General features: G+C 73.8%; 7 protein-coding genes. 5 read left to right on the top strand and 2 right to left on the bottom strand.

The window, feature by feature from the left end; all coding sequences use genetic code 11:
• Window positions 1-1,346: PQQ-binding-like beta-propeller repeat protein (locus J0670_RS25020; protein WP_207813915.1), on the top strand; the 1,346-nt coding region annotated here is incomplete at its 5' end.
• 63 nt (window positions 1,347-1,409) lie between these two features.
• On the opposite strand, the gene galE is transcribed toward J0670_RS25020, so the two are convergent.
• Entirely contained in the window at window positions 1,410-2,396 is a 987-nt protein-coding gene (galE, locus tag J0670_RS25015) for a UDP-glucose 4-epimerase GalE (RefSeq protein ID WP_207813914.1), read from the bottom strand.
• 224 nt (window positions 2,397-2,620) lie between these two features.
• Between galE and J0670_RS25010 the strand changes: the two genes are divergently transcribed.
• On the top strand, window positions 2,621-3,712 hold the full coding sequence (locus J0670_RS25010) for a trypsin-like peptidase domain-containing protein (RefSeq protein WP_207813916.1): 1,092 nt from the start codon (window positions 2,621-2,623) through the stop codon (window positions 3,710-3,712).
• Between the two features lie 26 nt (window positions 3,713-3,738).
• On the opposite strand, the gene J0670_RS25005 is transcribed toward J0670_RS25010, so the two are convergent.
• A complete protein-coding gene (locus J0670_RS25005) occupies window positions 3,739-4,962 on the bottom strand; it encodes a sensor domain-containing protein (protein ID WP_207813913.1) in 1,224 nt (407 codons plus the stop codon).
• Between the two features lie 402 nt (window positions 4,963-5,364).
• Here J0670_RS25005 and J0670_RS25000 point away from each other — a divergent pair, with 402 nt between their 5' ends.
• From J0670_RS25000 to J0670_RS24990, 3 genes are all read left to right on the top strand, one after another.
• A complete protein-coding gene (locus J0670_RS25000; protein WP_374223158.1) occupies window positions 5,365-5,706 on the top strand; it encodes an NADH-quinone oxidoreductase subunit A in 342 nt (113 codons plus the stop codon).
• A complete protein-coding gene (locus tag J0670_RS24995; protein WP_196949645.1) occupies window positions 5,697-6,335 on the top strand; it encodes an NADH-quinone oxidoreductase subunit B in 639 nt (212 codons plus the stop codon). Before J0670_RS25000 ends, J0670_RS24995 begins: the two co-directional genes overlap by 10 nt.
• Window positions 6,332-7,183: NADH-quinone oxidoreductase subunit C (locus tag J0670_RS24990; RefSeq protein ID WP_207813911.1), on the top strand; the 852-nt coding region annotated here is incomplete at its 3' end. The genes J0670_RS24995 and J0670_RS24990, both read left to right, overlap by 4 nt.

Raw genomic sequence — 7,183 nt, 5'->3', positions numbered from 1 at the left:
CGCCGCACCCGGGCCAGGCCCCGGACGGCGAGATCCCGACCGCGAAGATCCCCTCCAAGAACAAGCACCGGGCGCCCACCGGTGGCGGCTCCGTCGAGGTGCAGCTGTCCGGAGCCTCGGTGCGGATAGGCCCGGGGCCGCGGGCCGAGCACGAGCAGCCCGGCCCGAGCACCGCCCCGGCCGAGACCGACTGGGTCCGCCGGGCCGTCCCGACCCCGATTCCGGCCCCGATCCCGCAGCCCCCGGTCAGGGCCGCCCGCTGGCGCCCCTGGCGGTTCCGGATGTCCAACGACGTCTGGGGCACCCCGGTGGTCGCCGACGGCACGCTCTTCGTCTCCAGCTTCGAGGTGCACGCGCTGGACATCGCCTCCGGCGAGCGCCGCTACAAGACCCGGGACGTCGCCTGGGCGCTCGCGGTGGACGCCGGGCGGGTGCACGCCGCCGACGGCCCGCACCTGTTCACGGTGGACGTCGCGGACGGCACCGAGCGCTGGCGCACCTCGCTGGACGGCTGGGTCTACTCGCTCTCCGCCGCCGACGGCGTGCTCTGCTGCGGCGTGCGCGGCGGCGGCGTCCAGCTGCGCTCGGCCGCCACCGGCGCCGAGCTGTGGCGCGCCGACGACGCCCAGCAGGACTACGAGAACCCGCAGTCCGGCCCGGTCCTGGTCGCCGGCGCCGCCTACTACTACGGCGCCGGGCGGCTGCGCTGCATCGACCCGCGCGGTGCGGGCCTGCGCTGGTCCTTCCCGGTCGGCGAGGACGTGCCCTCGCACCCGGTCGAGCGCGGCGGCGCGCTGTACGTGACGGCCGGAACCCGGGTGTACGCGCTGGACGCGGCCAGCGGGGCCGAGCGCTGGCGCTTCGAGGCCCCGGTGGTGCTGTTCACCCCGCCCGCCCTGGACGCCGACGCGGTCTACGTGGCCGACTACCTGGGCACCGTCTACGCGCTGGACGCGGCCACCGGCCTGGACCGCTGGCGCGGGGTCACCGGCAGCCGCCAGGGCGCCGAGCCGGTGGTGGTCTCGGACGGCATGGCGCTGGTCGGCAGCGGCGAGGTGCTGTACGCCTTCGAGACCGCGACCGGCCGGGAGCGCTGGCGCTACACCGCGCGCGGCGAGATCGTCGGCTCCCCGGCGGTGGCCGACGGCCTGGTGCACCTGGGCAGCCGGGACCACTCACTGCACACCCTGGACCTGGCGAGCGGTCAGCTGCGCTGGGAGCTCGGCACCAAGGGCGAGCTCACCGGCTCCCCGGTGGCGGTCGGCGGGCGGGTCTTCGTCGGCTCCAAGGACCGCTGCGTGTACGCGCTGGACGCCTTCTACGGCACGGCGGTGCCCGCCCGCTGAGCGGGGCGGACACCGCCGTGCCGGTGGCGCCGGTTCAGGCCCCGCGGGCCGCGGGGCGCCGGATCAGGCCTTGCGGGCCTCGGGGTGGCGGGCGCACCAGCCCTCCCACGCGGAGGAGACCATCTCCTTGACGCCGTGGCGCGCGCTCCAGCCCAGCTCGCGGTGGATCAGCTCGGCGGAGGCCACCACCCGGGCCGGGTCGCCGGGGCGGCGCGGGGTCACCTCGGCGGCGGTGTCGTAGCCGGTGACCTCGCCGATCACCGCCAGCATCTCCTTGACGCTGACGCCCTCGCCGCGGCCGATGTTGAGCACCAGCGCGGTCCGGCCGGCCGGGTCGGCGGCCAGCCGCTTGGCGGCCGCCACGTGGGCCGAGGCGATGTCGGAGACGTGGATGAAGTCGCGGACGCAGGTGCCGTCCGGGGTCGGGTAGTCGTCGCCGAAGATCCGCGGTGCCTGGCCGGCGGTCAGCCGCTCGAAGACCATCGGGATCAGGTTGAACACCCCGGCGTCGGACAGCTCGGGGGAGGCGGCGCCGGCCACGTTGAAGTAGCGCAGGGCCACGGTGGACATCCCGTGGGCCTTCCCGGCCGCGGCGACCAGCCACTCGCCTGCCAGCTTGGTCTCGCCGTACGGGCTCATCGGGGCGCAGGGGGTCGACTCGGTGACCAGGTCGACGTCCGGCATGCCGTAGACGGCGGCGGAGGAGGAGAACAGGAAGCGCTTGACGCCTCCCTCCGCGGCGGCCTCCAGCACGGTCTGCAAGCCGATCATGTTCTCGCGGTAGTACAGGAAGGGCTGTTCGACCGACTCGCCGACCTGCTTCTTGGCGGCGAAGTGCAGGACGCCCTCGACACCGTGCTCGCGGATGGCGGCGTCCAGGGCGGCGCGGTCCAGGGTGGAGCCCTCGACCAGCGGGACGCCGGCGGGCAGCCGGGAGGCGTCGCCGGTGCTGAGGTCGTCGAGGACGACGACGCGCTCGCCGGCGTCGAGCAGCTGACGGACGACGTGCCCACCGATGTATCCGGCACCGCCGGTGATCAACCAAGTCATGCGCCGATCCTAGGCGTTCGATTTCGTTCACCCATTGGGCGCGAGTTGACACGGCAATACGGATAAAACGGTGAAATGCTGACAAAGATTTCCGTGCTCTCATGCCCGCGCCCTCGGCGCGGTGACGAATCGGAGGCAGCCAGGTGAGTCGAACGAAGGAACACAGCCGCCCGGTGCCGGGCGGGCCCCGGCAGAGCGGCCCCCGGCCGACCGGGCCCAGGGCGGTGCGGCTGGTCGCGCCGGGTGCGGTCGCGGTGGTGACCGCGCTGGCGCTGGCACTGGCCGGATGCAGCCGCTCCTCCTCGTCCTCGTCCGCCTCCTCCTCGCCGTCCTCCGGTACCGCCCAGCCGGTCTCCCCGTCCTCCGCCCAGCCGGGCGGCGCGAACCAGCTGCAGGACGCGTACCAGAAGGTGATCGCCGACGTGCTGCCCTCCGTGGTGCAGATCACCACCGGCGACAGCCTCGGCTCCGGGATCGTCTACGACGACAAGGGCGACATCGTCACCAACGCCCACGTGGTCGGCACCGCCACCAACTTCACCGTCACCCTCGCCAACAGCAGCAAGACGCTGGACGCCAGCCTGGTCGGCAGCTACCCGGACAGCGACCTCGCGGTGATCAAGCTCAACAGCCCGCCGAGCGGCCTCAAGCCCGCCGTCTTCGGCGACTCCAGCAAGGTCCAGCTCGGCCAGATCACCCTCGCCATGGGCAGCCCGCTGGGCCTGTCCAGCAGCGTCACCCAGGGCATCGTCTCGGCCACCGCCCGGACCGTCTCCGAGCCCAGGGGCGGCGGCTCGCCGGGCGCCACCATCGGCAACATGGTGCAGACCTCGGCCGCGATCAACCCGGGCAACAGCGGCGGCGCGCTGGTCAACCTCGACAGCCAGGTGATCGGCATCAACACCCTCGCCGCGACCGAGCCGCAGACCAACGGCGCGGCCGCCCCCGGGATCGGCTTCGCGATCCCGGCGTCGACCATCACCAACATCACCGACCAGCTGATCAAGCAGGGCAAGGTCACCAACTCCGGCCGGGCCGCGCTCGGCATCACCGCCCGGACGAGCTTCAACCAGCAGTTCCAGCCGGCCGGCGCGGTCATCGTGGCGGTCAGCCCGGGCGGCGCGGCCGCCGCGGCGGGGCTGCAGCCCGGCGACGTCATCACCAGGATCGGCGACACCCCGGTCGACTCGCTGAACGCGCTCACCACCGCGCTCGCCTCGCTCACCCCCGGCAGCAAGGTCACCGTCGGCTACACCCGGGACGGCGCCGCCCAGACCGCCGAGGTCACCCTCGGCACGCTGGGGACCGGCTCGTAGCCCTCGGGGCGACGGGAGGGCGGGGCTCAGCGGCGGGCGGTGCGGGTGCGCCAGGGCAGCTCGACGGTGACGGTGGTGGGGCCGCCCTCCGGGCTGTCCACCACGAACACCCCGTCCACCGCCCGGATCCGCTCGGCCAGCCCGGCCAGGCCGCTGCCCGGGTACGGGGCCGCGCCGCCCTTCCCGTCGTCCTGGACGATCACCATCAGCTGGTTGTCCGAGCGCCAGACCTCGACCGAGGCGGTGCGGGCGCCCGCGTGCTTGGAGATGTTGGTCAGCAACTCGCTGACGGTGAAGTAGGCGATGCCCTCGACCGCCGAGTCCGGGCGCTCGGGCCGGCCGTCCGCCCCGGTCAGGTCGACGTTCACCTTCACCCCGCCAGGGACGGTGCAGCGGGCCGCGACCGCCGACAGCGCCGCGTCCAGGCCGCGGTCGGTCAGCACCGCCGGATGGATGCCGCGGGCCAGGTCGCGCAGCTCCTGGAGGGCCAGCTTCACCTCGCCGTGCGCGTTGTCGACCATCCGGGCGGCGGCCGCCATGTCCTCCTCCGACTCCACCTCGCGCAGCCGCTCCTTGGCCATGCCGAGGTCCATCGCCAGCGCGACCAGCCGGGCCTGGGCGCCGTCGTGCAGGTCGCGTTCGATCCGGCGCAGGTCGGCGGCGGCGGTGTCGACCACGGTGCCGCGGTCGTCCTCCAGCTCGCGCACCCGCTCGGCCAGGGCGCCCGGGAAGAGCAGCGACTCGATCAGGATCCGGTCGATCGCCACCAGAGAGCGCACCACCCAGGGCAGCACCGGCCACAGCACGATCACCGAGACCAGCGACAGCACGAAGCTCAGGATGCCCCAGGGCAGCATCAGCACGTTGTAGAGCGCCGAGCGCCAGTTCAGCAGGTCGGTGAGGTGGGCGATGGTGAAGCCGGCCAGGCCCGGCCGGCGGGGCTTCACCGGCTCCGGCTCGTCGATCGCGGAGCCGTACACCGAGCGGGCGCGGTGGCGGCCGAGCCTGCCCATGGCGCGGGAGCCGGCCAGCCCGGCGGCCAGCAGCGGCAGGCCGATCACCGTGATCGACAGGCCCAGGCCGACCGAGAGGGTGGTGATCGCGAGGACGAAGCCGGCGATGCCGAGCGGCAGGTTGAGCATCAGCCGCCCGACCTGGTGCCACATCCGCGCGCCGTACGGCGGTGGGGGGTCCATCCGAGCGTCCTGCTCCTTGATGGCGTCCACGGCGCGGTGGTGCAGCGGCTTCATCGGATCATCCGTCCCTCTTGGTCGAGCTGGCCCACCAAGCTTCCCGAACCGGGGGCGGGGGGTGCCATGGGGGTGATACATCTTCCCGACCGGGGGTTATCCCCACCCCGGTCCACTCCCGCTCCGGGCCGTGGACGTCCGCCCCGGTGTCCACCGGACGTCTTGCGGAGCGGGCGGGGTTCGGGTGGAGCGGAGCCGTCCCCTTAGACTCACGCATTGGCCAGGATTGAAGGGCCGGGGTTCGGACCGTGAGAGGAAACGTCGTAGAACTGACCTGAGGGGAACTTCTCCCGAGGGCGGGTTCACGGACGAGGTGGAGGCGAAGGCATGGAGGGGCAGCACGCGGCTGCCGTCGTGGCCGACCCTGCGGTCGGCGGCGGCTACTTCGACGCGTACGCCGCGATGGGCCTGCTGGCCGTCGTCGGGGTGCTCTTCGTCACCGTGGCGTTCACCGCCAACCGGCTGCTGCGGCCGGTGGTGTACTCGCCCGAGAAGCTCCTCGCCTACGAGTGCGGCGTGGACCCGGTGGGCGAGGACTGGGCGCACACCCAGATCCGCTACTACGTGTACGCCTTCCTGTACGTGATCTTCGCGGTCGACGCGATCTACCTGTTCCCGTGGGCGACGGTCTTCGCCGCCGCCGGGTACGGCGCCGGAACGCTGGTGGAGATGTTCCTCTTCATCGGCTTCCTCGCGGTCGGGCTGCTCTACGCCTGGAAGAAGGGCGTTCTGGAATGGACGTGACGCACACCCACTCGCACGGCGCGCAGGGCGGCCCCGTCCCGCTCGGCCTGCCGGACCCGGCCCGCCCCGGCGCCGTCGAGCGCCGCGGCATCGGCCCGCTGGCCCGGCTCGCGCCCGACCCGGTCAAGGTCGTGCTCAACTGGGGCCGCCGCTACAGCCTCTGGTGCTTCAACTTCGGCCTGGCCTGCTGCGCGATCGAGTTCATCGCCGCGTCCATGGCCAAGCACGACTTCATCCGGATGGGCGTCATTCCGTTCGCGCCGGGGCCCCGCCAGGCGGACCTGATGATCGTCTCCGGGACGGTCACCGACAAGATGGCGCCCGCCGTCAAGCGCCTCTACGAGCAGATGCCCGAGCCGAAGTACGTCATCTCCTTCGGCGCCTGCTCCAACTCGGGCGGGCCGTACTGGGACTCGTACTCGGTGACCAAGGGCGTGGACCAGATCATCCCGGTCGACGTCTACGTGCCCGGCTGCCCGCCCCGGCCCGAGGCGCTGCTCCAGGGCATCCTCAAGCTCCAGGAGAAGATCGCCGCCGAGTCCCTGCCCGGCCGCTACACCGCGCCCGCGGCGGCGCTGCGCCGCCCGCTGGTCGCGGGGCCGGACGCTCCGGAAGGAGGAGCCTCGTGACGTCAGCAGAGCAGTACGCGGCGTCGGTCGGGGAGTGGGCGACCGGCGCCGAGGCGTACGGGCTGATCACCGTCGACGTTCCCGCCGAGCACTGGATCGAGGCGCTCACCAACGCCCGGGACGTCCTGGGCCTGGGCTTCTTCGACTGGCTGAGCGCCGTCGACGAGCTCGGCGAGGGCTTCTCCGTGGTCGCGCACCTGGCCGCCGCCGAGGCGCCGGGCGTGCGGCACCTCGCGCTGCGCACCCGGGTGCCCCGCGAGGGGGCCGCGCTGCCGACCGCCGTACCCGTGTACGCGGGGGCCGCCTGGCACGAGCGCGAGACGCACGAGATGTTCGGCATCGACTTCCCCGGGCACCCCCACCTGGTCACCCTGCTGCTGCCGGACGGCTTCGAGGGGCACCCGCTGCGCAAGGAGTTCGTGCTCGCGGCCCGGGTCGCCAAGGACTGGCCGGGCGCCAAGGAGCCGGGCGAGTCGGGCCACGGCGACGGGCCGGCCCGTCGCAAGATGCAGCCGGCCGGTGTGCCGGACCCGAACGAGTGGGGGCCGCTCAAGGGCACCCTTCCGCCGGTCGCCGAGCGGCCCGCGCGCGGTGCGCGGGCGGCGGGCGCGGCGGCGCGCACGCCCCGGGCGGCCGCGGCCGCCGGTGCCGGTGGTGGCGCCGGCGCCGAGGGCGCTCCGGCGGTGCGGGCGGACCGGCCGCGGCGGACGCGGTCGGTGTCGGAGGGGTCGGCGAGCCAGTCGGGCGCCGAGGCTCCTGCGGTTGCTCCTACCGCCGAGGGTGCTCCGGCGGTGCGGGCGGACCGGCCGCGGCGGACGCGGTCGGTGTCCGACGGCTCGGTCAGCCAG

The organism is Streptomyces sp. FH025, assembly GCF_017427025.1.
GTDB lineage: Bacteria > Actinomycetota > Actinomycetes > Streptomycetales > Streptomycetaceae > Kitasatospora.
This window is presented reverse-complemented; position numbering and strand designations above follow the sequence as displayed.

Excerpts from the sequence above, each read along its gene's own strand:
- galE (WP_207813914.1), bottom strand. The coding sequence starts at position 2,396 with ATGACTTGGTTGATCACCGGCGGTGCCGGATACATCGGTGGGCACGTC.
- J0670_RS25005 (WP_207813913.1), bottom strand. The coding sequence starts at position 4,962 with ATGAAGCCGCTGCACCACCGCGCCGTGGACGCCATCAAGGAGCAGGAC.
- J0670_RS25000 (WP_374223158.1), top strand. The coding sequence starts at position 5,365 with ATGGGCCTGCTGGCCGTCGTCGGGGTGCTCTTCGTCACCGTGGCGTTC.
- J0670_RS24995 (WP_196949645.1), top strand. The coding sequence starts at position 5,697 with ATGGACGTGACGCACACCCACTCGCACGGCGCGCAGGGCGGCCCCGTC.